This window comes from Micromonospora sp. NPDC005237 (genome assembly GCF_040607775.1).
Taxonomy (GTDB): Bacteria; Actinomycetota; Actinomycetes; order Mycobacteriales; family Micromonosporaceae; genus Micromonospora.
On the sequence record NZ_JBEXHJ010000008.1, the window covers coordinates 425,139 to 446,231 of the forward strand.

Genomic DNA, 21,093 nt, shown 5'->3' on the forward strand with positions numbered 1-21,093 from the left:
CTTCGACGGCTTTTCGGTAGCCGAGCAGCCGCGCTGGAGAGCCGACTACTACCGCACGTGACCTGCTGACCGTCAGCGCCGACGGGCGCGCAGCACGCCGGTCAGCATCGGCAGGTTGAACTCACCCTCGGCGGTTTCGGGCCTACTGGCGAGGAAGTCGCGGATCCGGCCGAGCGTGGTCTCCCGGTCCGGTTCCGGCATGACCAGCATCCCGGCCCGGGTTGCGAGTGTCGCGGTGAGGGAGTCGGCGGTTCGGCGCTGACCGTGCGGAAACTCGGCCTGCTCCGACGAACCGAAACGGGAGGCCAGGCCGGTGCTCGGAACGACCATGGCAGCGGTCGCCGCGCGCCAACTGGCGCGCGTGTCACGCGGGCCGATCGCCGCACTCCCGCTGACACGTTCGAGCTCGGCGACCCAGTCGATCCGGTCGTCCATGATGTTCCACAGGCCCGCCAGGACGCCTCCGGGTGCGAGGACCCGGGCGATTTCCGGCCCCGCGACGGCCATGTCGAACCAGTGCAGGGCGTTGCCGGCCAGCACGGCGTCGACGGACGCGCCCGGCAACGGGATCGCCTCGGCGCTACCCGGCAGGGCACGAACGGTTGGCCTGGCACGGCGCAGCTCGGTGAGCATCGCCGGGTCGGGTTCGACCGCGACGACGTCCGCGCCAACGGCGACCAACGTGTGGGTCAGCTTGCCGGTGCCGGCACCAAGGTCGAGCACTCGCGGGCCGGGCGCGAACTCAAGCGCCCACCGCACCGCGGCCGGCGCGTAATCCGGGCGATGCTCGGCGTACGCGGACGCCGCCGAGCCGAACGACGAACTGAGCAACGTCCGTTCCCCCACAACGCACCGTCCTTCTGCCTGTCCGTGCCGGACCTGCATCCTCCCTCGGATTTCTGGATGTCGGGGTGTTCGAGCCGTCCGGATACCCCGCTTTCCAGGAATCCGAGTCGATCAGGCCCGCCAGCGGAGGTGCGACCCCTCGGCCTGCTTCCGCTGCCGCATCTGCCTGCCGCCGATCCGCCCCCTGGCACATCGCCGTGCGCGGCTAGTTGCTGGGTTACTCCCGCGAAACGACGAACCAAGCCAGCCCAGCTACGGCAACCAGCAGTGCTACCGCCAACAAGATGCCCGAGATCAGGAAGGGCATGGGTATGAGCGACGTGCCTTCCAGGATCAGCAGACTCGCGGCAACCAACATGACGCCGACACCCACGCGGACCTGTCGGGATTGCTGGCTCTCCGTCGGATGCGCGGGCCGAGCCCAGGTAACGGGGAACCGTCGCGACACGGCGAGACGGACGCCGAATACGAACAGGAGGAAGAAGAAGATCACGAGCACCAGGCGGTAGGCGACCAACACGGAGTTCGCGTCTCTCATGGAGCCATCCTCCACGGGGGCGTCAAAGTTATTTGCACGAGCCATCGCACGACGAGTTACGGCGGCTGCCCAACCTGCGGAAATGCGGGCGCCTGGGGCAGGGTGCCGCCGCCCGGTCCGCCACGTCAAGCGGACCTTGACGCACGTACGGACGCTGCCGGAACAGCCTGAGTCGGCTCTCGTGTCACGGACCGCGCCCCCGGCGGACACCGCCACAGTGGCGCCCGGGTCGACGGCAGGCGGGATGGCCTACCGTAGCCACCCACGGACCGCGAGCCGCCGACGCAGCCCCGGCCATCCTGGAGTTGGAGCGCCCCCGCCGGCGGCGCAGTAGCCGCAACCCCCGCGACTGCCGCCGGCTCGCCGACGCGGCCCGCGTGCGCTCCCCTACGCCGAGCGGGCTTGTGGCCGCGCGGCCCGGCCGGCTGCCGGCCCAACCTCTCACCGGTCAACGGCCTGTCGTTCTGCGGCGGCCCCTTGGGCTCCCGGCTTCCGCACCAGCCGCAGGGCGTGTTGCGTGGCCGGAGTCGGAGCGCCAGCGGAGCGAGGGGCGCGCCCAGGCGGCGGCGCGTGCGGCCCGTCAAGGGCCGCCTCGAAGACGTACAGAAACTTTGCACCACATCGCCGGCAGCCCCGTTGTCCTCCGTCGGCTGATGTGCGACACGCGTCCGCCAGGTGATCTGCGACGGTGGTCGGTTTCGGCACTCTGGGCCCGACGTCTCCGCGGGGCGTCCCACCACATGCTTGACACCGCTGGCTGTGAGCATGTGAAGTCGGCCGCGGCTCGTCGGTTGCGAACCGGAGGTGACGCGTGGATTCTGGCCAGCTGGTGATATGGCGCGAGGATCTGCGAGAGGCGGTCGCCTCTGCGATGCTCGACTTCGAAGACCGTTACAGGTACCCGCCTGGGGAGAATGCCGTCAGTGGTCCGGACACGACCGCTGCTGCGCGAATCGCTGCTGCCCGTCCCGCCATTCCCGCTGTCCTCGTCGACCTGTACGCGGCGGTCGGTGCCGTCGACCTACCGGACATCGGTAACGGGTTCTTCCTGCACACGGCCTCCCACGTGACCCACGCCCACGAGGCACGGGACCTCTGGCACGTAAGCGGCCGCCACCACGCCGACGTTGTCGTATTCGCCAGCGACGGCGGCGGCACCCAGTACGCGCTAGCGACGCCTGCCGGATCGCCCGTCTATCGACTCCCACCCGACCTCGTCCTCGACGGCATCTACTCCTCAGACGACCCGCACTTCAACGTGGCCGCCCCAGACCTGTCTAACTTCCTCGACCGCTTGCTCCAGGCCGTAAAAACGTTCGCCGCATCGAGCACACCGCCGAGCTTGTGATCGATCCTCTAGGCCAAGTGTCAAGCACGTGTTGGGACGGATCTGTCAAGCATGTGGTGGGACTAGGCACGCCGGCAGCCCCGCCGGTGCCTGTCCGCGCTGTCCGGGTCACCAACCGCGAGGTGCGTCACGAAGCGCGGTCGCAAGCTCGGTCATCTGGCGAATGACCGCGTCTGCGCCAACTTCGGTAAGGGCCCCGCTCTTTCCTGGCTTCGCGCTGTCGACGGCGCGTGTGGTTGTGCCCCAACGTTCCCCAGGGTGACGACTCAACCGCCTGACCTGCGGGAACAGGCCAGGTTCAGACGTTGAAGCGGAACTCCACCACGTCGCCGTCCTGCATGACGTACTCCTTGCCCTCGATGCGGACCTTGCCCGCCGCCTTGGCCGCGGCCATCGATCCGTACTCGACCAGGTCGTGGTAGGAGACCACCTCGGCCTTGATGAAGCCGCGCTGGAAGTCCGAGTGGATGACACCCGCGGCCTCCGGCGCGGTGGCGCCGACCGGGACGGTCCAGGCGCGCGCTTCCTTGGGGCCGGCCGTGAGGTACGTCTGGAGCCCGAGCGTACGGAAGCCGACGCGGACGAGCTGGTTGAGGCCGGGCTCGTTCTGCCCGATCGACTCCAGCAGCTCGCGGGCCTCCTCCTCGGGCAGGTCCACCAGCTCGGATTCGATCTTGGCGTCCATGAAGACGGCCTCGGCGGGGGCGACCAGGGCACGCAGTTCGTCGAGGAACGTCTCGTTGGCCAGCTCGGCCTCGTCGACGTTGAAGACGTACAGGAAGGGCTTGGTGGTGAGCAGGTGTAGCTCGCGCAGGTGCTCCAGCTCGATCTTGGCCGCGCCGGCCCCGGAGTAGAGCGTGGTGCCGCCGTCGAGCACCTCGATCGCGGCCTTCGCGGCGGCGACCGCGGCGGACCGGTCCTTGCGGAGCTTGGCCTCCTTCTCCAACCGGGGCAGCGCCTTGTCCAGGGTCTGCAGGTCGGCGAGGATCAGCTCGGTGTTGATCGTCTCGATGTCGTCGGCCGGGGAGATCTTGCCGTCGACGTGCACCACGTTCGGGTCGGAGAACGCCCGGACCACCTGGCAGATCGCCGAGGCGTCGCGGATGTTGGCCAGGAAGGCGTTGCCCCGGCCCTGCCCCTTGGACGCGCCACGGACCAGGCCGGCGATGTCGACGAACGACACCGGGGCCGGCAGCACCTTCTGCGAGGAGAAGATCTCCGCCAGCTTGCCCAGCCGCTCGTCGGGCAGCCCGACCACGCCGACGTTGGGCTCGATGGTGGCGAACGGGTAGTTCGCCGCCAGCACGTCGTTCTTGGTCAACGCGTTGAAAAGCGTGCTCTTGCCGACGTTGGGCAGGCCGACGATGCCGATGGTGAGACTCACGACGGGCCAGCTTACGCCGGTGCCGGACGCGCCGGTCCAGGCGGCTCCGATTCCACCGGGCCGGACGCTGCCCCGGGTCGCGCATCGGCGGGTACGGCAGGTGGCGTCCCGTTGCTACCCTCTCGATGTCGCGTGCGACGTGAGGGGGCGTTGTGGACCAGGTGACGGAATTCGACCGGCTGTTCCAGCAAACCCGACAGGCGCTGGCGTCGATGCGTTCGACCGGGCAGGTCCCCGATGATCTGGAGGTCGAGCCGGCACGGGGCACCGGGTCTGCGGCGGGCGGTCAGGTCGAGGTCGTGGCGGTCGGCCAGCATGTCGAGTCGGTGACGGTGGACCCGCGCGCGCTCCGGATGGGCGCCGAGATGCTCGGCGAGCAGATCACCATGGCGGTCAACGCCGCGCTGGACGACCTGCGCCTTGCGGCCGGCGAGGCCGCGGACGCGCCCGCGGTCGACCCGGTGGCGCTGGGCCAGCAGCTCGACGAGTTGCAGAACGAGTCGGTGCGCAGCATGGCGGCGATGACCGATGCGCTCACCGACGCGGTGCGGCGCATCCAGCAGGCAGCGAGGTGATGTCATGCGCGAGGACCTACAGGTGCACCCGCCCGCGCTGCGGCAGGGCGGCGGCCACCTGACGACGGTGGCCGAGCAGCTCGCCGCGCAGTGGGAGGTGCTGCTCGCGCGGACGGCCTCGATGGGCGACATCTTCGGCGACGACGACGTGGGCGGCCTGATCGGCATGTCGTACCAGGTGGCCGAGGAGATCGCGGCGGAGTGCCTCGGGTCGGTCGTCGACGGGCTGCGCGGCTTCGGTGCCGGGTTGGGCCTGATGGCCGACCAGTACGACTCGGTCGAGCAGGACAACGACGCCCAGTTCACGACGATGAGCTGGTAGGCGGGCCGATGGGGATCATGCTGCCCGGCGAGCTCGCCGGCCTGTTGAACGAGCTGGGTTACACCTGGCCCAAGTCGGACGAGACGAAGATGTTCGAGCTGGGCCAGATGTGGATGGAGATGGCCGACTCGCTGCACAACGCGGCGGCGGAGGGTACGGCGGCCGCGCAGCGGGTGCTGACCGGCAACCAGGGCGATGCGTTGACCGCGTTCCAGGAGCGCTGGGAGGCCGACGGTTCGGCGATGTCGGTGCTGCGGGACGGCGGCACCGGCGCACAGATGGTGGCGGCGACGCTGTTCGTGTGCGCGCTGATCGTCCTCGCCCTGAAGATCAACGTGATCGTCCAGCTGATCATCCTGCTGGTGCAGATCATCCAGGCGATCGCGACGGCCGCTCCGACGTTCGGCGCCTCGCTGCTGGAGATCCCCGTCTTCAAGAAGCTCACCGACATCGTCCTGAACATGCTGATCGACCAGGCCATCGGGGTGGTGCTGGGATGACCTCTCCGCTGCCCGAGCTGTACGTCGGCGTCGACGTGGAGGCGGACGGGCCGATCCCCGGGCCGAACAGCATGATCTCGTTGGGCATGGCCGTGGCCGGTCGCCCGGATCTGACGTTCTACACCGAGCTGCGGCCCATCTCCGACGAGTTCGTGCCGGCCGCGCTGGCCGTGTCGGGTCTGGACCGGGACCGTCTGCTCCGCGAGGCGCCCACCGCGCCGGAGGCGATGGCAGCGGCGGCGGCCTGGGTCAACGGACTGCGCCGGATCGGCCGCCCGGTCTTCCTCGCCGCTCCCGCTGTCTGGGACGGCATGTTCGTGCACTGGTACTTCGTGCGCTTCGTCGGCCACAGCCCGTTCGGCGCCACCGGTTCCGGCGTCGACCTCCGCAGCTACTGGATGGGGCTGACCGGCAGCGAGTGGGTCCAGACCCGCAAGGGCAAGATCAAGCACGAGCTGGGTCTGCACGACGTACCGCACACCCACCACGCCGGCGAGGACGCCGCCGAACTGGCGCAGGTCTTCGACGCCGTGCTGCGCCGCCGCCAGTCGGGCGGGCTGGAATGACCGGCCGTCGACGGGACCTGCCGGACGGCGCCACGACGGCCGCTCGGGGCATCGTCGCGCAGGCCGCCCGGAGCATGATGCGACGGGCCGACGACGTGGCGGGCGAGACTGCCGAGGCGGCGACCACCCGGGCCGCCCGGCAGATCCCGCAGGGCTTCACCGAACGCCAGTGGACCCGGTTCGCCCGGGGCGCCCGGCAGACCCAACGGCAGGCCGGGCTGCCCGACGGGGACCTGGTCGCCCACGGCAGCCGGGTGAAGGGCACCGCCCGCCCGGACTCCGACATCGATGTGGCGCTCATCGTCGACGACAAGACCTTCTTCGACCTGGCCGAACGCTCCCTGTCCCGGGCGCCGGACGGGACCCGGCTGCGCAAGACGATGCTGCGCCGGATCAACGAGAACGGTCAGCTCGCCAGCTTCGATCTGGGCACCGACTTCACCCACCTGCGTCGTGAGCTCATGGACACGCACGTGCCGCACAAGGTGCAGTTCTCCGTGCTGCGCCGGGGCGGCAAGTTCGACAACGGCCCGTTCCTCCCGCTCGATTGAGCGGTTCCGCATCTGGCAAGGTGGCAGACGTGCAGACGACGTTGCAGTTCCTCATCATGGTCGACGGCCCGCTGACGGCGGCGGAGCTGCTCGACCTGATCCGAACCCGGCTGCCCGACGCGGTGCCCTACCGCCGCGACTCGGTGGACGTCCGGGGCAACCTGCTGGAGATCAACCCCAACGAGGACGCCGACCCGCGGCTCGCCGCCACCGACGAGGACGACTACCTCTACTTCCGGTGGCGGGTGGAGCTGACCCCGATGGACCGGTCAGTCGACGAGTCGCACCAGATCGCCCTCGCCCGGGAGCTGCTGCGATCGATCGAGGGGCCGCAGGTGCGGGCGACCGTGTGCGCCGCTTTCGAGGATCGGGTCTGACCGGCGCTCAACCAAGCAGGCGGGGCGCGATGACCGCCTCCCGCACACTGCCGTCCGCGTTGCGGCTCACCTCGTACGCCGAGACGCCCTCGCGGTCGGCGACCGCCTCGACCAGCCCGGTCCCCCGGTAGACCAGGCCGACGCCGTCGTCAGTGCAGTGGCTGGTCGGCAACGTGCCGTCGCCGACCAGCTCGTGCATCAGCGGTCGGCGCTGGGCCTCGCTGTCGTAGTGCACGCCGTTGCCGTACGGCAGCCAGCCCAACGCCTCGGTGAACCCGCGCAGGCGGGGCCCGAAGCTGTCGGTGGCGCCGCCCACGTGCCAGCAGATCGAGCCGGCCGAGACGCCGGCCAGCACCACGCCGGCCTGCCAGCACTCGTGCAGGATCTCGTCGAGCCGGTGCACCCGCCAGACCGCGACGAGGTTGGCGACGCTGCCGCCGCAGACCCAGATCACGTCCTGGGCGAGCAGGTGGGCGCGGACGTCGTCGACGTTCGGCATCGGGAACAGCGCGAGGTGCGACAGGCGGAACCGGGTCTCGGCGAACCCGCCGTAGACGGCGGCGAACGAGGTGGGCTGGTCACCGAGGGCCTGCCCGAGGTAGCAGATCCGCGGCTGCGGACCAGCCTCGGCCAGCTCGGCGGCCAGCTCGAAGACCGGGCTGGGGCGCATGTCGTACGGCCCTCGGTCGCCCCGGGAGAAGCCCATGCTGGTGGCGATGATGGTCGGCTCGCTGGCGGGCATCGGGCGTCCTTCCGTCGGGGCGGTGCGGCGTCCATCCTGCCGCAGCCACGAAGCGGCCGGTCACGCGCCCACGTGCCGGCCGCTGCGCTGGCGGGGTACCTCGACCTCGGGCCAGTGGTCCGCGGGCGGCCGGTCGGCCGGGGGCAGTTGCGCCGCGGCGGCACGGGGCAGGGTGAACCGGTCGGCGGCGGCCGGGCCGGCCGAGAACGACTCGCGCAGCATCCAGCGCACCTCGTCGGCCGTCCAGCCCAACTCGGCCCGCGCGGCGATCTCGCGCACCAACCGCCGACCGACGCGGGTGTCGTCGTCGTAGAAGCGCATGCACCAGTGGTGGGTCCACATCCCGAGTGCGCGCAGGCCCGCGTCGTCGAGTGAGCCGGCCAACCGGCCACAGGCGGTGTCGGCGAAGACCTGCTCGGGATCGGCCGCCCGGTCCCGTTCGATGGCGCCGACGGCGGCCGGCGCGACGGCCCGCATCCGGCGGTAGAAGGACTGTGCCACCGCGCGGGGCAGCGGCGGGAACGCGCCCGGTGTCGACGCCGCCGCCCAACCCGCCACGCTCGTCATGTCCCGCATCCCTTCTTCAGTTGGTGGCCGGACGGTACCCGTCACGACCGACACTTCCGGGCCGGAAAAACACCCCGGATCGCGGATAGCAACGATGACCTGGGGCGTCTGTATGGGTGACAACGAAACGGGGGTGGTGGGTGGACGAGGACGAACGCGCTCGGCTGGCCGAGTTCGTCGGCAACCGGACACCGGCGCTGATGCGGGTCGCGTACCTGCTGACCGGGGACCGCAACGCCGCCGAGGACCTGTTCCAGTCGGCGTTGGCGCGGACCATCCCGAAGTGGGAGACCATCCGGCACGCCGATCCCGAGGGATATCTCCGCGTGGTGATGTACCGCGAGCAGATCAGCTGGTGGCGGCGACTTCGCCGACGGCGGGAGACGCCGCTCAACCCGGCCGACGAGCCGGTCGGCGCGGACCCGAGCGGCGGCTCCGACGTACGGCTGGCGATGCGTGCCGCGTTGCGCCAGCTGCCACCGGCACAGCGGACGGTGGTGGTCCTGCGCTACTACGAGGACCTGCCCGAAGCTCGGGTGGCCGAGCTGCTCGGCTGCTCGGTGGGCACCGTCCGCAGCCGTACGCACCGGGCGGTCCAGCGGCTACGCAACCTGCTGCCGGAGATCGAGCTGCTGGAGGTACGGCGATGACCGATCCCTTCGAGAGCCTCATCCGATCCACCCTCACCGACCTGGCCGAGGAGGCACCGATCGTGCATGACCAGTTGAACCGAGCGGAACGGCGGTTCCGCAACAGACGCCGCGCCACGGTGACGATGGGGGCGGTGGGGACTCTCGCGGCGATCCTGATCGCGGCTCCGATCGCCCTGGCCGCGAGCGGCTCGGACGGGCCTCCGCCAGCCGTGCCGAGCCCAGCGGGGCCGGCGGCCGTACCCGACCCGTCCGGGGCGCCGCCCGGCGTGCCGAGCCGGCCCGGCCTACCGGCTCCGGTGCCGTCGCCGGCCACCTCCGACGAGCCGGGAGACCCCGGCGTGCCGGGCAGGCCGGGCGAGCCCGGCCCCCCGGGTGTGCCGGGTAGGCCGGACGAGCCGGGGCCGACCACGGGTGGTGCGCCGGGCGTTCCGGGGCGACCGGGCTCCCCGACGATCAAGCCGAGCCCGTCCGGGCCGAGCACGGGCCCCAGCCCCGCGAGGTGATCGGGCCCGGTCCGACCGAGGTGATCTCCACGCCTCGGTCGGACCGGCCCGGACGCCCACGTCGGCGGAGATTCCGGTCACTACGACCGAACGCGTGTCACCGCCCCGCGCTCATTGACCACCTACCAATGGTTGGTGGCCGACTCGAGGTTTGCCAACGCCGTCGCCACCGCCCCACTCTTGGGCCATGACCGACCACGACGGCCGAGCGGCCCAGGGCCAGCGATGACCACCGCCATGGCCCGGGTGCCCGACTCCCTGCGGGGGCAGATCGTCACGCCCGGCGACCGCCGGTACGCGCAGCTGCGCTCGACGTACACGACGACCGCCTCGCCGGCCGCCGTGCTGCTGCCGAAGACCACCGCGCAGGTGATCGACGCGATCCGGTACGCCCGGGAGCAGCGACTGCCGATCGCCGTGCGCAGCGGCGGGCACGGCCTGTCCGGAGCCTCCTCCAACAACGGCGGCGTCGTGATCGACCTGTCCATGCTCAACCGGGTGCGGGTGCTCGACGAACGGGCCGGACTGGTCCGGGTCGAGGCCGGCGCCCGCTGGGCGAACGTCGCGACGGCGCTTGCCCCGTACGGCCTGGTGGTCAGCTCGGGCGACTACGGCGGTGTCGGCGTCGGCGGGCTGGCCACCGGCGGCGGCGTCGGCTGGCTGGTACGCGCCCACGGCCTCACCATCGATCGCGTCCGCGCGGTGGAGGTCGTGCTCGCGGACGGGACGCTGGTACGCGCCGACGCGGCGCACGAACCGGAGCTGTTCTGGCTGGTCCGGGGCGCCGGCGCGGGGGCCGGTGTCGTGGTGGCGTTCGAGATCGAGGCCGCCGAGCAGCGCAACGTGGGCGTGGCGCAGCTGGTCGTCGAGGCGCACCCGGACGGTCGTACCGTCCGCGAGTGGGCGAGCTTTCTGGCGCAGGCGCCCCGGGAGCTGTCCGCCGCCGCCGTGCTGTTCGCCGAGGGCCGCTCGACGCTCATGTCCGTCACCGCAGTGGTGGCCGCGGAGAGCCTGCGCCGCGTCCGGCCCGTCGTGGAGCCGCTGCTGGCCATTGGGAAGGTGCTCGAACACCGCAGCGACCTGCTGCCCTACCCGACGCTGGTGCCGACCGCGCACCTGCACCCGAACGTCGGGCAGCAACGGGGTACGACCACCAACGGCCTGTTCGCCGAGCTGGACCCGGGCGTCGCGCGAGCGGTCACGCGGGCGACCACCGGTCCGGGCCGGGCGGTGATCCAACTGCGCTCGGTCGGCGGGGCGGTCAACGATGTCGCCGCCGACGCGACGGCCTACCCGCACCGGCACCAGAACACCCTGGTCATCGCCTCGACGTTCCCACCGCTGGGCGGCGCGGCGTTGGACACCGCCTGGCGGGCCGTCGGCGCGCGAGCCGACGGCGAGTACGTCAACTTCGAGAGCCGACCAGGCCCGGCCGCGTTCGCCCGGATCTACCCGGGCGAGACCGGCGCCCGGGTGCGCCGGCTGTGGAAGCGGTACGACCCGGACGGCGTGTTCCGCTCGCCCCTGCTGGCCGGGCAGTCCACGCGGTCGGGGCAGTCGAACCGGTCCGGCCAACCCGCCCGGTCCGGGCAGCGGTCCGGCCAGCCGCACCGTCGCCGCCGCTGAGCGGTGCCCGGGCCGGCAGTGCGCGGCCGGCCCGCCGCGCACACGCCCAGGTCCGATTCCCGCCAGCCGAGGGCCCGACCAGCGGGGCACCATAGGTGACGTGGAGATGGACTTCGAACGGTGCTACCGCGCGGTGGACAGCCGGGACCAGCGGTTCGACGGCTGGTTCTACACCGGCGTGACGTCGACCGGGATCTACTGCCGGCCGTCCTGCCCGGCGACCACCCCCAAGCGGCAGAACGTCCGGTTCTTTCCGTCGGCCGCGGCCGCGCAGGGCGCCGGGTTGCGCGCCTGCCGCCGCTGCCGGCCGGATGCCGCACCCGGCTCGCCACAGTGGGACGTCCGCGCCGACGTGGTCGGCCGGGCGATGCGACTGATCGCCGACGGGGTGGTCGACCGGGACGGCGTGCCGGGGCTGGCCGCCCGCCTCGGCTACACCGAACGGCACCTGCACCGGATGTTGCGCGCCGAGATGGGTGCCGGGCCGCTCGCGCTGGCCCGGGCCCAGCGGGCGCAGACCGCCCGGATCCTGATCGAGACGACCGGCCTCGGCATGGCCGAGATCGCGTTCGCCGCCGGGTTCGGCAGCGTGCGGCAGTTCAACGACACGGTCCGCGAGGTGTACGCGAGCGCACCGTCCGAGCTGCGGACGGCCCGTGGTCGGCACCTGGCGGCGGTCGGGGCGGGAACCATCACGCTCCGGCTGGCGTACCGTCCGCCGCTGCACGCCCGAGCGCTGCTGGACTTCCTCGCGCTGCGCGCGCTGCCCGGGGTGGAGGAGGTGCGCGACGGGACGTACCACCGGGGGTTGCGATTGCCGCACGGCGCCGGCCAGGTGGCGCTGACCCCGGCGGACGGGCACGTGGCGGCGACGCTGCGCCTGGCCGACCTGCGCGACCTCGCGCCGGCGGTAGCCCGCTGCCGACGCCTGCTCGATCTGGACGCGGACCCGGTCGCGGTCGACGCCACGCTCGCGGCGGACCCGGCGCTGGCCCCGGTGGTGGCCGCCGAGCCCGGCATCCGCGTCCCCCGCGCGGTCGACGGCTTCGAGATGGCCGTTCGCGCGATCATCGGCCAGCAGGTCTCGGTGACGTCCGCGCGAACAACCCTCACCCGCCTCCTGACCGCCCGCGTTGATCATGAAGTTGTTGCCCCCGACGACGGCGTGTCGCGACAACAACTTCATGATCAACGGACTGACCTGCGGGGGTTTCTCAGCCCTGAGGAGGTTCTGGCCCTTCCGGATGCCGCCTTTGGGATGCCTCTTCGGCGGCGGGAGACCATTCGTGGGCTCGCCCTCGCCGTGGCGGACGGGACCGTGGACCTGGCGCCGGGTGGGGACCGGGAGGAGACCGTACGGCGGCTGCTCGCGCTGCCCGGCATCGGCCCGTGGACCGCCAGTTACCTCGCCCTGCGCGCCCTCGGCGACCCGGACGTCCTCCTCGACACCGACCTCGCGATCCGCCGCGGCGCAGCAGCGCTCGGCCTGCCCGACACGACCCTCACGGCGCACGCCGAACGATGGCGCCCCTGGCGGTCCTACGCCACGATCAGACTCTGGAGAGCGGCATGAGCATCGACAGCACCGTGCTGACCACCCCGACCGGGCCGCTGAGCATCCTCGCCGGCAGCGACGGCGAGGTCCTGGCGGCCGGTTTCACCCCCGACCCGGCGGCGCTGCTGCCCCTGATCCACCCGACCCTGCGGGCGCCGCTGCGGCAACGCGCCGACCTCGGGCCGGCGACCGTGGCCGTCCGGTCCTACCTGGACGGCGACCTCGCGGCCATCGACTCGGTGCCGGTACGGCAGCACACCGGCGGCGAGTTCATGGCGCACGCCTGGCAGGTGCTGCGGGAGGTTCCGCCGGGCACCCCGGTCACCTACACCGGGTACGCGGCGCTGGCCGGCCGGCCACCGGCGGTGCGCGCCGCGGCGGCGGCCTGTGCCCGCAACGCGGCGGCGCTCTTCGTACCCTGCCACCGGGTGCTGCGCACCGACGGCACGCTCGGCGGCTACCGCTGGGGGCTGGACGTGAAGAAGTGGCTTCTCGGTCATGAGCGGCGGTTGACGACAAGCTGACAGCAGCATCGAGACCTATTGACGCTACCGTCGGGTAGTGCCTGTGGAGAGCGACGGCGACCGGGCCGCCCCGGTCGCCGCGGGCCGCCACCCCGTGCACAACCTCTGGCGGTTGCGCCGCTACCTGCGCCCGTACGCCGCCGAGTTCGCCTGGTTGCTGGTCGCGGGCCTTGCCGGCACGGCCGCCGGGATCGCCGTACCGCTGGTGGTGCAGCGGGTGGTGGACGGGCCGGTGGCCCGGCACGAGCCCGCCGGCCTGCTCCAGCTCGGTGGCCTGGCGCTGCTGCTCGGCGTGATCGAGGCGGTGCTCATCTTCATCCGGCGGTGGGTGCAGTCCTCCTCGGCGGTGGGCATGGAGGCGGCGCTGCGCGCCGACGTGTACGCGCACCTGCAACGGCTGCCGGCCAGCTTCCACGACCGCTGGCAGTCCGGCCAACTGCTCTCCCGGATCACCAGCGACCTGTCGGTGATCCGCCGTTTCCTCTCGTTCGGTGTCTTCTTCCTGGTGCTCAACCTGACCACCTACGTGGTGGTGGTCCTGCTGCTGATCCATCTGCACACGGCGCTCGGGCTGCTGGTCGCCGCCAGCGCCGTGCCACTGCTGCTGATCACCCGCCGCTTCGGCCGGCATTACCACACCGCGTCGCGCCGGATGCAGGACCAGCAGGGCGACGTGGCGACGCTCGTCGAGGAGACCGCGCAGGGCCTGCGCACCATGAAGGCGTACGGCCGGGGGCCCGAGTTGGCGGCCCGCTTCGCCGCGGGGACCCGGACGCTGCACGACACCGGTGTGGGCAAGGGCCGGCTGCTGGCGAACACCGCGGCGCTGCTCGACCTGGTGCCCAACGTGACCCTGGGCGTGGTGCTGGTGGCCGGGGCTGCCGCCGCCGCGCAGGGCGTGCTCACCATCGGCGAACTGGTGGCGTTCGCCAGCCTCCAACTGATGCTCATCTGGCCGGTGCAGTCGCTGGGCTGGATCATCGCCAACGGTCAGGAGGCGGCCACCGCCGCGGACCGCATCCAGGAGGTGCTGGACACTCCGCCGCAGATCGTGGACGCTCCGGACGCGCGCACGCTGGCCCGCGAGGCGATCCACGGCCGACTCCGCTTCGAACGGGTCGACTTCCGCTACCCGGGCGCCACCACCGCCGTACTGCACGGAATCGACCTGACCATCGAGCCGGGCGAGACGGTGGCCCTGGTCGGGGCCACCGGCTGCGGCAAGAGCACGCTGCTCTCCCTGGTGCCCCGGCTGCACGAGGTGACCGGCGGCCGGATCACCCTGGACGGGCACGACCTGCGCGAGCTGCGGCTGGCCTCGCTGCGCCGACTGGTCGGGGTGGCGTTCGAGGAGCCCACGCTCTTCTCCATGTCGGTGTGGGAGAACCTCACCCTGGGTCGCCCGGACGCCGACGACGACGAGGTCCGGGCCGCCCTCGCGCTGGCCCAGGCCGATTTCGCGTACGACCTGCCGTGGGGTCTGGCCACCCGGGTGGGTGAGCAGGGGTTGTCCCTCTCCGGCGGCCAGCGGCAGCGGTTGGCGCTGGCGCGGGCGGTGCTCGGCCGACCGGCGCTGCTGGTGCTCGACGACCCCCTGTCCGCCCTCGACGTGCACACCGAGGCGCTGGTGGAGGCGGCGCTGCGGCAGGTCCTGCGGGCCAGCACCGCGCTTTTGGTGGTGCACCGGCCGTCGACTATCGCGCTGGCCGACCGCGTCGCCCTGCTCGACGGTGGACGGATCTCCGCGATCGGCCGGCACTCCGAACTGCTGGCCAGCGTGCCCGCCTACCGGGCGTTGCTCGCCGCCGAGCCGCCGCCCGCGCAGCCGGCCGGCGCCACCAACCCGGAACTGGGGCACACCCGGGCGGCGGGGCCCGGCGCGTCCACCCCGGACGGCTGGGGGCTGGTGCGCTCGTGAACTCCCCGCAGCAGGTCGACCCGCCTCCCGCCGAGGAGCCGGAGCTGACCCGCTGGCGGGGAACGGCCACCGACCCGGAGGCCGACCGGAGTCGGGCCGAGGAGACCACCCCGGAGGCGGTGGCCCGGCTGCGCCGGCACAGTCGAGCCCTGCTGGCCCATCTGCTCCGCCCGCACCGGAGAGGGCTCGCCGCGGCGGTCGGCCTGCTGCTGGCGCAGAACGCTGCCGCGATGGCCGGTCCGTACCTGGTCATGGTCGGCATCGACCGGGCCATCGCGCCGCTGCGCGCCGGGAACGCGGTCCCGCTGGCCGCCGTCGGCGGCGCGTTCGCCGTCGCCGCCGTGACCGAGTACGCGGCCCGCCGCGGTTTCCTCACCCTCAGCGCCCGGATCGGCCAGGCGGTCCTCCTCGACCTGCGGCAGCGGGTGTTCGGGCACTTCCTGCGACTGTCGGTGGGCTTTCACGAGCGGTACACGTCGGGCCGGATGGTGTCCCGACTCACCAGTGACCTGGATTCGATCGCCGAACTGGTCGACGGCGGGATCGACAGCCTGGTGCTGGCCGCGTTGTCGATCCTGTCGGTGGCCGCCATCCTGCTCTGGCTGGACCTGCCGCTGGCCGCGGTGACGCTGTTCGCGTTCCCGTTCCTGTTCTACCTCTCCCGCTGGTTCGCGCGGGCCTCGGCCGGCGCGTACCGGCGGACCCGGGAGGCCGTGGCGCTGGTCATCGTGCACTTCGTCGAGTCGATGCGGGGTATCCGCGCGGTGCAGACGTTCCGCCGGGAGCCCCGCAACCAGCGGATCTTCGTGGCGCTCGGGGACGACTACCGGCGCACCAGCCTGCACGCGTTCCGGCTGATCGCCACGTACTCGCCGGCGATCAAGCTGATCGGCAACGTCACGGTCGCGGTCGTGCTCTGCTACGGCGGATGGCGGGTGCTCGGCGGGCGGACAGAGGTCGGTGTGCTCGCCGCGTTCCTGCTCTACCTGCGCCGCTTCTTCGAGCCGATGCAGGAGCTGAGCCAGTTCTACAACTCGTTGCAGTCGGCGACGGCGGCGCTGGAGAAGCTGGCCGGGGTGCTCGACGAGCGGCCTGCCGTGGCCGAACCCGCCCGGCCGGTGTCGCTGCCGACCAGCCCCGGTCACGGTGAGCTGACCTTCCGGGGCGTCTCCTTCGGCTACCGCGCCGGCACGCCCATCCTCGCCGGGCTGGACCTGACCGTGCCGGCCGGGCAGACAGTGGCGCTGATCGGGCCGACCGGCGCGGGCAAGTCGACCATCGCCAAGCTGGTCGCCCGGTTCCACGACCCGGACGCCGGCGCGGTCCTGCTGGACGGGATCGACCTGCGCGAGGCGGCCGACGCCGACCTGCGCCGCGCGGTGGTGCTGGTGACCCAGGAGAACCACCTGTTCAGCGGGACCGTCGCGGAGAACATCCGGTTCGGCCGGCCGGACGCCGACGACGCCGACGTGCGGGCCGCCGCCGAGGCGATCGGCGCGCACGACTTCATCGCCGCGCTGCCCGACGGGTACGCGACGCAGGTGCACCGGCGCGGCGGCCGGCTCTCCGCCGGGCAGCGGCAACTGGTCGCGTTCGCCCGGGCGTTCCTGGCCGACCCGACCGTGCTGATCCTCGACGAGGCGACGTCGTCACTGGACGTGCCGACCGAACGGCTCGTGCAGCGGGCGCTCGGCACCATCCTGCGGGACCGCACCGCGCTGGTGATCGCACACCGCCTCTCCACTGTGGAGACCGCGGACCGGGTGCTCGTCCTCGACGGCGGGCAGGTCGTCGAGGACGGCCCACCGGCCGTGCTGGCCGCCACCGACGGTCGCTACGCGGCGCTGCACCGGCAGTGGCGCGACTCGCTCGTGTAGAGCCGGCGATGCGCAAGTCCGTGGCTCGACACCCTGCTGATGCCTACGATCGGCAGATGACCGATACGGCGAGGACGGCCCGCGCCGGCGTTCCCGAGCGTCCGAGTCTGGACGGGCTCGAGGAGCGCTGGGCGCACCGCTGGCAGGAGGACGGCACGTACGCCTTCGACCGCTCGAAGAAGCGTGTTGACGTGTACGCCATCGACACCCCGCCGCCGACCGTATCGGGCGAGCTGCACATGGGGCACGTCTACTCGTACACGCACACCGACACCGTCGCCCGCTACCAGCGGATGCGCGGCAAAGCCGTGTTCTACCCGATGGGCTGGGACGACAACGGCCTGCCCACCGAACGTCGGGTGCAGAACGTCTACGGGGTGCGCTGCGACCCCGCCCTGCCGTACGACCCGGTGTGGCGGCCCCCGGCCACCCCGATTGACGAGGCCGCGCGCCGCGACCCCACCCCGATCTCGCGGCGCAACTTCATCGAGCTGTGCGAGCGACTGACGGTCGCCGACGAGCAGGTCTTCGAGGCCCTCTGGCGGCGACTCGGGCTCTCGGTGGACTGGTCGCTGACGTACACGACGATCGGTCGGGTGGCCCGCGCCACCAGCCAGCGGGCGTTCGTGCGCAACCTGCTGCGGGGTGAGGCGTATCAGGCGGAGGCGCCGACGCTGTGGGACGTCGGCTTCGCCACCGCGGTCGCCCAGGCCGAGCTGGAGGACCGGGGGCGCCCCGGCGCCTACCATCGGCTGCGGTTCACCGGGCCGGGCGGGCGCGAGGTGCTCGTCGACACCACCCGGCCGGAGCTGTTGCCGGCCTGCGTCGCGCTGGTCTGCCACCCCGACGACGAGCGGTACGCCGACCTGGTGGGTCAGACGGTGCGCAGCCCGCTGTTCGACGTCGAGGTGCCGGTGTACGCCCATCCGCTCGCCGACCCCGCCAAGGGCACCGGCATCGCCATGGTCTGCACGTTCGGCGACCTGAGCGACGTCACCTGGTGGCGGGATCTCGACCTCGACACCCGGGTGGTCATCGGCCGCGACGGTCGGCTGCTTCCGGAGCCGCCGGCCGGGGTGCCCGCGGCGCCGTACGCGGCGCTGGCCGGGCGGACCGTCAACGGCGCCCGCCGGGAGATCGTCGGGATGCTCGCCGACGCCGGTGACCTGATCGGCGAGCCACGCCCGATCACCCACCCGGTCAAGTTCTACGAACGCGGCGACCGGCCACTGGAGATCGTCTCGACCCGCCAGTGGTATCTGCGCAACGGCGGGCGGGACGCCGACCTGCGGGCGACGCTGCTGGCCCGGGGCGCGGAGCTGCACTGGGTGCCGGCGCACATGAAGCACCGCTACGACAACTGGGTGAGCGGCCTGACCGGGGACTGGCTGGTCAGTCGGCAGCGCTTCTTCGGGGTGCCGGTGCCGGTGTGGTACCGGCTCGACGACGCTGGCGAGCCGGACTGGTCCCACCCTCTCACGCCCGACGAGTCCGCGCTGCCAGTCGACCCGTCCAGTGATCCGGCGCCCGGCTACGACGAGTCGCAGCGCGGCCAACCGGACGGTTTCCTCGGCGACCCGGACGTGCTGGACACCTGGGCCACGTCGTCGCTGACCCCGCAGATCGTCGGTGGCTGGGAGACCGACCCGGCCCTGTTCGCGCAGGTCTTTCCGATGGACCTGCGCCCGCAGGGTCAGGAGATCATCCGGACCTGGCTGTTCGACACCGTGGTCCGATCGCACTTCGAGCACGGGGTGCTGCCCTGGCGGGACACCGTGCTGTCGGGCTGGATCCTCGACCCGGACCACAAGAAGATGGCCAAGTCCAAGGGCAACGTGGTCACCCCGCTGGCGCTGCTGGAGCAGCACGGCTCGGACGCGGTGCGCTACTGGGCGGCCAGCGGCAAGCCCGGCATGGACCTGGCCTTCGACCCGGCGCAGATCAAGGTCGGCCGGCGGCTGGCCACCAAGCTGCTCAACGCGTCGAAGTTCGCGCTCGGCCTGGGCGCCGGGGACGCGTTGCGCGCACCGGCGACCGCCCCGCTGGACCGGGCCATGCTCGCCGAACTGGCCACCGTGGTCAGCGCCGCGGGCACCGCCTTCGACTCCTACGACCACACGGCCGCGTTGCAGGCCACCGAGTCGTTCTTCTGGCGCTTCTGCGACGACTACATCGAGTTGGTCAAGGAGCGGGCGTACGGCACCGGAGCGGCTGCCGACTCGGCGCGGGCCGCGCTGGCCTGCGCGCTGTCGGTGCAGCTACGGCTGTTCGCCCCGGTGCTGCCGTACGTCACCGAGGAGATCTGGTCCTGGTGGCGGTACGGGTCGGTGCACCGCGCGCCCTGGCCCACCACCCACGAGGTGGCCCGGACGATCGAGGGGACGGGCGAGCCGGCGCTGCTGCGGCTCGCCGGTGACGCGTTGGGCCAGGTGCGGCGGGCCAAGTCGGAGCGGAAGCTGTCCATGAAGGCGGAGGTGCCGCTGGCCGAGGCGCTGGGCCCGGCGGGGCTGCTGGAGCAGCTCACCCTGGTCGCCGACGACCTGCGCGCGGCCGGCCGGATCGGCAAGCTCGACCTGCTGCCCGACCGCACCCCGGAACTCGTCATCGCCTGCGCCTTCTGACCGGCGTCCGCCGCCGCCCGCACCGACCGGTGGCGGCGGCGGACCGGTCGTTCACCAGCCGCGCAGGAAGCGCAGGCCGAGCAGGATGGCCGCCACGGCGGGGCCGACCAGCAGGGTGATCGCCTGGAGCCGGTACGGCATCCGATGCCGGGTCAGCTCGCCCGCGTTACCCAGCACGATCGCCCCGGCCAGCATCAGGAACACGCCCCACCAGCCCGTCTCCAGGTGGATGAGTCGGATGTGGATCAGTTGCAGGGTCACACCGAGCAGCGCGCCGGTGAGCGCGAGCAGCGCCACCGCGCGGTGCAGGCCACGGGCCAGGGGGTGGGCGGCCCGCCAGCCGTACGTGCCGGCGACCGCCAGGCAGGGCAGCACCACCAGCAGCGGCCAGCCCTGCCCCATCGCCCCGAACATCAGCAACGCACCCACCACGAACACCAGCGTGCCGACGCAGGCGATGACGTACCCGGCGAAGGCCCGACCGCCGCCGCGGGCCAGCAACGGCCCGCCGCTGGCCGCGATCAGCGCGGCCGGGATCAGGATGAAGCCGGCCCACCAGTGGAACCGGCCGCTGCCCTGGGCGGCCGTCGCGACCGTCGCGCACGCCAGCCCGGCGACCGCCAGGCTGGTGAGCCACGGCCGGCTGCTCCGCGAGTACGGCTCAGCCAACGATGTCCACTCCGCTTCGACGCTCACACCAGTCAGCCTGGGCCCCGGCACCCCGGCCGGTCCATCCGGCCAGCCCTACCCGTTGCGGGAGGCTGGCCGGAACCGTACCCCGCATGTGCCTCAGCTCGTCTCGCCGGCCACGCTGAACGAGCGCAGGCGGTCGATCGCCAGCACGGTGAAGCCGACACTGACCAACGCGGTCATCACGGAGGCGACCGGCACCGACACGGTGGTCTCCAGCAGCCCGCTGGGGGCGAGCCGGTCGGCGAGGGCGATCACGTACTGCTGGATGGAGAGCACCTTCGTGCCGCTGACGAAGTTGCCCAGCAGCCCCTCCCAGATGAGCACGTAGACGAGGCCGAGCAGCACCGGACGCCGGGTGACGAGGCTGAGCGCGAGGAACAGCGCCGAGTACGCCAGCGCGCCGAGCGCCGCCGCGAACGCCAGGGCCAGACCGAGGCGTACCGAATCGGCCAGCACGCCCGCGACGTAGAGCGGCACCGCGACGGTGGCCGCGGTGACCCCGGCGGCGACCGCGAGCTTCGGCAGCACGATCTGCCAGCGCGGCAGCGGCTTGGTCAGGATGTGCACGACGGTGCCGTCGTCGATCTCCGCGCCCAGCACGCCGGTGCCGATGATCAACGCAACCACCGGCAGCACCACCGCCAGGCCGAGGCCGACCAGCACCGGCGGCCCCCACTCGCCCGGGTCCACGCCCAGCGACCGGCAGAGGATGGCCAGCCCGAGCAGCACCAACGGCAGCGGGAGCAGCAGCAGGAACCGGCGCCGGCCGAACAGCCCGCGCGCGGTGATCCAGGTAATGGTCGACAT

22 protein-coding genes are annotated in these 21,093 nt (G+C 72.3%); 15 read left to right on the plus strand and 7 right to left on the minus strand.

All coding sequences use genetic code 11. The annotated features are described in order from the left end of the window. Window positions 1–72: 72 nt before the first annotated feature. Both ABZT87_RS23930 and ABZT87_RS23935 read right to left on the minus strand, forming a co-directional pair. The gene (locus tag ABZT87_RS23930) at window positions 73–846 is read right to left on the minus strand and encodes a class I SAM-dependent methyltransferase (RefSeq protein WP_355138178.1); all 774 of its coding nucleotides are present in this window, start codon (window positions 844–846) and stop codon (window positions 73–75) included. Window positions 847–1,063: 217 nt separating this feature from the next. Then, window positions 1,064–1,384 carry a hypothetical protein gene (locus ABZT87_RS23935; protein ID WP_355138180.1) on the minus strand — a complete coding sequence of 107 codons (321 nt, stop codon included), beginning with the start codon at window positions 1,382–1,384 and terminating at the stop codon, window positions 1,064–1,066. An 811-nt stretch (window positions 1,385–2,195) separates the two neighbouring features. Between ABZT87_RS23935 and ABZT87_RS23940 the strand changes: the two genes are divergently transcribed. Then, window positions 2,196–2,732, plus strand: a complete 537-nt coding sequence (locus ABZT87_RS23940) for a hypothetical protein (protein WP_355138182.1) — start codon at window positions 2,196–2,198, stop codon at window positions 2,730–2,732. 298 nt (window positions 2,733–3,030) lie between these two features. Here ABZT87_RS23940 and ychF read toward each other — a convergent pair whose 3' ends face one another. Further along, complete coding sequence (gene ychF / locus ABZT87_RS23945) at window positions 3,031–4,116, minus strand: redox-regulated ATPase YchF (RefSeq protein WP_354857078.1); 1,086 nt, start codon at window positions 4,114–4,116, stop codon at window positions 3,031–3,033. A gap of 152 nt (window positions 4,117–4,268) precedes the next feature. Here ychF and ABZT87_RS23950 point away from each other — a divergent pair, with 152 nt between their 5' ends. Genes ABZT87_RS23950 through ABZT87_RS23975 form a run of 6 tightly spaced genes read left to right on the plus strand, consistent with a single transcriptional unit; the run spans window position 4,269 to window position 7,007 of the window. Next, complete coding sequence (locus ABZT87_RS23950) at window positions 4,269–4,691, plus strand: YbaB/EbfC family nucleoid-associated protein (RefSeq protein ID WP_355138184.1); 423 nt, start codon at window positions 4,269–4,271, stop codon at window positions 4,689–4,691. Window positions 4,692–4,695: 4 nt separating this feature from the next. Beyond that, complete coding sequence (locus tag ABZT87_RS23955; RefSeq protein ID WP_354857083.1) at window positions 4,696–5,013, plus strand: hypothetical protein; 318 nt, start codon at window positions 4,696–4,698, stop codon at window positions 5,011–5,013. Between the two features lie 8 nt (window positions 5,014–5,021). After that, window positions 5,022–5,513, plus strand: coding sequence for a hypothetical protein (locus tag ABZT87_RS23960; protein ID WP_354857085.1), 492 nt, complete (start codon window positions 5,022–5,024; stop codon window positions 5,511–5,513). After that, window positions 5,510–6,079 (plus strand): exonuclease, encoded by a 570-nt coding sequence (locus ABZT87_RS23965; protein ID WP_354857087.1) that lies wholly within the window; start codon window positions 5,510–5,512, stop codon window positions 6,077–6,079. Before ABZT87_RS23960 ends, ABZT87_RS23965 begins: the two co-directional genes overlap by 4 nt. Beyond that, window positions 6,076–6,630: a nucleotidyltransferase domain-containing protein gene (locus ABZT87_RS23970; protein WP_354857090.1), complete on the plus strand. Its 555-nt coding sequence runs from the start codon at window positions 6,076–6,078 to the stop codon at window positions 6,628–6,630. Before ABZT87_RS23965 ends, ABZT87_RS23970 begins: the two co-directional genes overlap by 4 nt. A 29-nt stretch (window positions 6,631–6,659) precedes the next feature. Further along, window positions 6,660–7,007, plus strand: coding sequence for a hypothetical protein (locus ABZT87_RS23975; protein ID WP_234583867.1), 348 nt, complete (start codon window positions 6,660–6,662; stop codon window positions 7,005–7,007). 7 nt (window positions 7,008–7,014) lie between these two features. On the opposite strand, the gene ABZT87_RS23980 is transcribed toward ABZT87_RS23975, so the two are convergent. Both ABZT87_RS23980 and ABZT87_RS23985 read right to left on the minus strand, forming a co-directional pair. Then, window positions 7,015–7,749 (minus strand): peptidase E, encoded by a 735-nt coding sequence (locus ABZT87_RS23980; RefSeq protein ID WP_355138186.1) that lies wholly within the window; start codon window positions 7,747–7,749, stop codon window positions 7,015–7,017. Between the two features lie 60 nt (window positions 7,750–7,809). After that, on the minus strand, window positions 7,810–8,316 hold the full coding sequence (locus ABZT87_RS23985) for a hypothetical protein (protein ID WP_355138188.1): 507 nt from the start codon (window positions 8,314–8,316) through the stop codon (window positions 7,810–7,812). Between the two features lie 140 nt (window positions 8,317–8,456). On the opposite strand from ABZT87_RS23985, the gene ABZT87_RS23990 reads away from it, so the two are divergent. The 8 genes from ABZT87_RS23990 to valS all read left to right on the plus strand — a co-directional run bounded on the left by ABZT87_RS23990 (window position 8,457) and on the right by valS (window position 19,593). Next, the gene (locus tag ABZT87_RS23990; protein WP_355138190.1) at window positions 8,457–8,966 is read left to right on the plus strand and encodes a SigE family RNA polymerase sigma factor; all 510 of its coding nucleotides are present in this window, start codon (window positions 8,457–8,459) and stop codon (window positions 8,964–8,966) included. Next, window positions 8,963–9,472 (plus strand): hypothetical protein, encoded by a 510-nt coding sequence (locus ABZT87_RS23995; protein ID WP_355138192.1) that lies wholly within the window; start codon window positions 8,963–8,965, stop codon window positions 9,470–9,472. Before ABZT87_RS23990 ends, ABZT87_RS23995 begins: the two co-directional genes overlap by 4 nt. Before the next feature lie 225 nt (window positions 9,473–9,697). Further along, window positions 9,698–11,098 carry an FAD-dependent oxidoreductase gene (locus tag ABZT87_RS24000; RefSeq protein WP_355138194.1) on the plus strand — a complete coding sequence of 467 codons (1,401 nt, stop codon included), beginning with the start codon at window positions 9,698–9,700 and terminating at the stop codon, window positions 11,096–11,098. 100 nt (window positions 11,099–11,198) lie between these two features. Further along, window positions 11,199–12,671 carry an AlkA N-terminal domain-containing protein gene (locus ABZT87_RS24005; protein WP_354857102.1) on the plus strand — a complete coding sequence of 491 codons (1,473 nt, stop codon included), beginning with the start codon at window positions 11,199–11,201 and terminating at the stop codon, window positions 12,669–12,671. Then, window positions 12,668–13,177, plus strand: coding sequence for a methylated-DNA--[protein]-cysteine S-methyltransferase (locus tag ABZT87_RS24010; protein ID WP_355138196.1), 510 nt, complete (start codon window positions 12,668–12,670; stop codon window positions 13,175–13,177). Before ABZT87_RS24005 ends, ABZT87_RS24010 begins: the two co-directional genes overlap by 4 nt. A gap of 37 nt (window positions 13,178–13,214) precedes the next feature. Beyond that, on the plus strand, window positions 13,215–15,095 hold the full coding sequence (locus tag ABZT87_RS24015) for an ABC transporter ATP-binding protein (RefSeq protein ID WP_355063776.1): 1,881 nt from the start codon (window positions 13,215–13,217) through the stop codon (window positions 15,093–15,095). Beyond that, on the plus strand, window positions 15,092–16,972 hold the full coding sequence (locus ABZT87_RS24020) for an ABC transporter ATP-binding protein (protein WP_355138198.1): 1,881 nt from the start codon (window positions 15,092–15,094) through the stop codon (window positions 16,970–16,972). The genes ABZT87_RS24015 and ABZT87_RS24020 overlap by 4 nt, the downstream gene beginning before the upstream one ends. A gap of 56 nt (window positions 16,973–17,028) precedes the next feature. Beyond that, on the plus strand, window positions 17,029–19,593 hold the full coding sequence (gene valS, locus ABZT87_RS24025) for a valine--tRNA ligase (RefSeq protein ID WP_355138200.1): 2,565 nt from the start codon (window positions 17,029–17,031) through the stop codon (window positions 19,591–19,593). Between the two features lie 51 nt (window positions 19,594–19,644). Here valS and ABZT87_RS24030 read toward each other — a convergent pair whose 3' ends face one another. Together ABZT87_RS24030 and ABZT87_RS24035 are read right to left on the minus strand one after the other, a co-directional pair. After that, window positions 19,645–20,289 carry a hypothetical protein gene (locus ABZT87_RS24030; RefSeq protein ID WP_354857111.1) on the minus strand — a complete coding sequence of 215 codons (645 nt, stop codon included), beginning with the start codon at window positions 20,287–20,289 and terminating at the stop codon, window positions 19,645–19,647. A gap of 93 nt (window positions 20,290–20,382) precedes the next feature. Further along, complete coding sequence (locus tag ABZT87_RS24035) at window positions 20,383–21,093, minus strand: ABC transporter permease subunit (RefSeq protein ID WP_354857112.1); 711 nt, start codon at window positions 21,091–21,093, stop codon at window positions 20,383–20,385.

Excerpts from the sequence above, each read along its gene's own strand:
- ABZT87_RS23935 (WP_355138180.1), bottom strand. The coding sequence starts at position 1,384 with ATGAGAGACGCGAACTCCGTGTTGGTCGCCTACCGCCTGGTGCTCGTG.
- ABZT87_RS23955 (WP_354857083.1), top strand. The coding sequence starts at position 4,696 with ATGCGCGAGGACCTACAGGTGCACCCGCCCGCGCTGCGGCAGGGCGGC.
- ABZT87_RS23960 (WP_354857085.1), top strand. The coding sequence starts at position 5,022 with ATGGGGATCATGCTGCCCGGCGAGCTCGCCGGCCTGTTGAACGAGCTG.
- ABZT87_RS23965 (WP_354857087.1), top strand. The coding sequence starts at position 5,510 with ATGACCTCTCCGCTGCCCGAGCTGTACGTCGGCGTCGACGTGGAGGCG.
- ABZT87_RS23970 (WP_354857090.1), top strand. The coding sequence starts at position 6,076 with ATGACCGGCCGTCGACGGGACCTGCCGGACGGCGCCACGACGGCCGCT.
- ABZT87_RS23980 (WP_355138186.1), bottom strand. The coding sequence starts at position 7,749 with ATGCCCGCCAGCGAGCCGACCATCATCGCCACCAGCATGGGCTTCTCC.
- ABZT87_RS23985 (WP_355138188.1), bottom strand. The coding sequence starts at position 8,316 with ATGACGAGCGTGGCGGGTTGGGCGGCGGCGTCGACACCGGGCGCGTTC.
- ABZT87_RS23995 (WP_355138192.1), top strand. The coding sequence starts at position 8,963 with ATGACCGATCCCTTCGAGAGCCTCATCCGATCCACCCTCACCGACCTG.
- ABZT87_RS24000 (WP_355138194.1), top strand. The coding sequence starts at position 9,698 with ATGACCACCGCCATGGCCCGGGTGCCCGACTCCCTGCGGGGGCAGATC.
- ABZT87_RS24010 (WP_355138196.1), top strand. The coding sequence starts at position 12,668 with ATGAGCATCGACAGCACCGTGCTGACCACCCCGACCGGGCCGCTGAGC.
- valS (WP_355138200.1), top strand. The coding sequence starts at position 17,029 with ATGACCGATACGGCGAGGACGGCCCGCGCCGGCGTTCCCGAGCGTCCG.
- ABZT87_RS24035 (WP_354857112.1), bottom strand. The coding sequence starts at position 21,093 with ATGTCGACCATTACCTGGATCACCGCGCGCGGGCTGTTCGGCCGGCGC.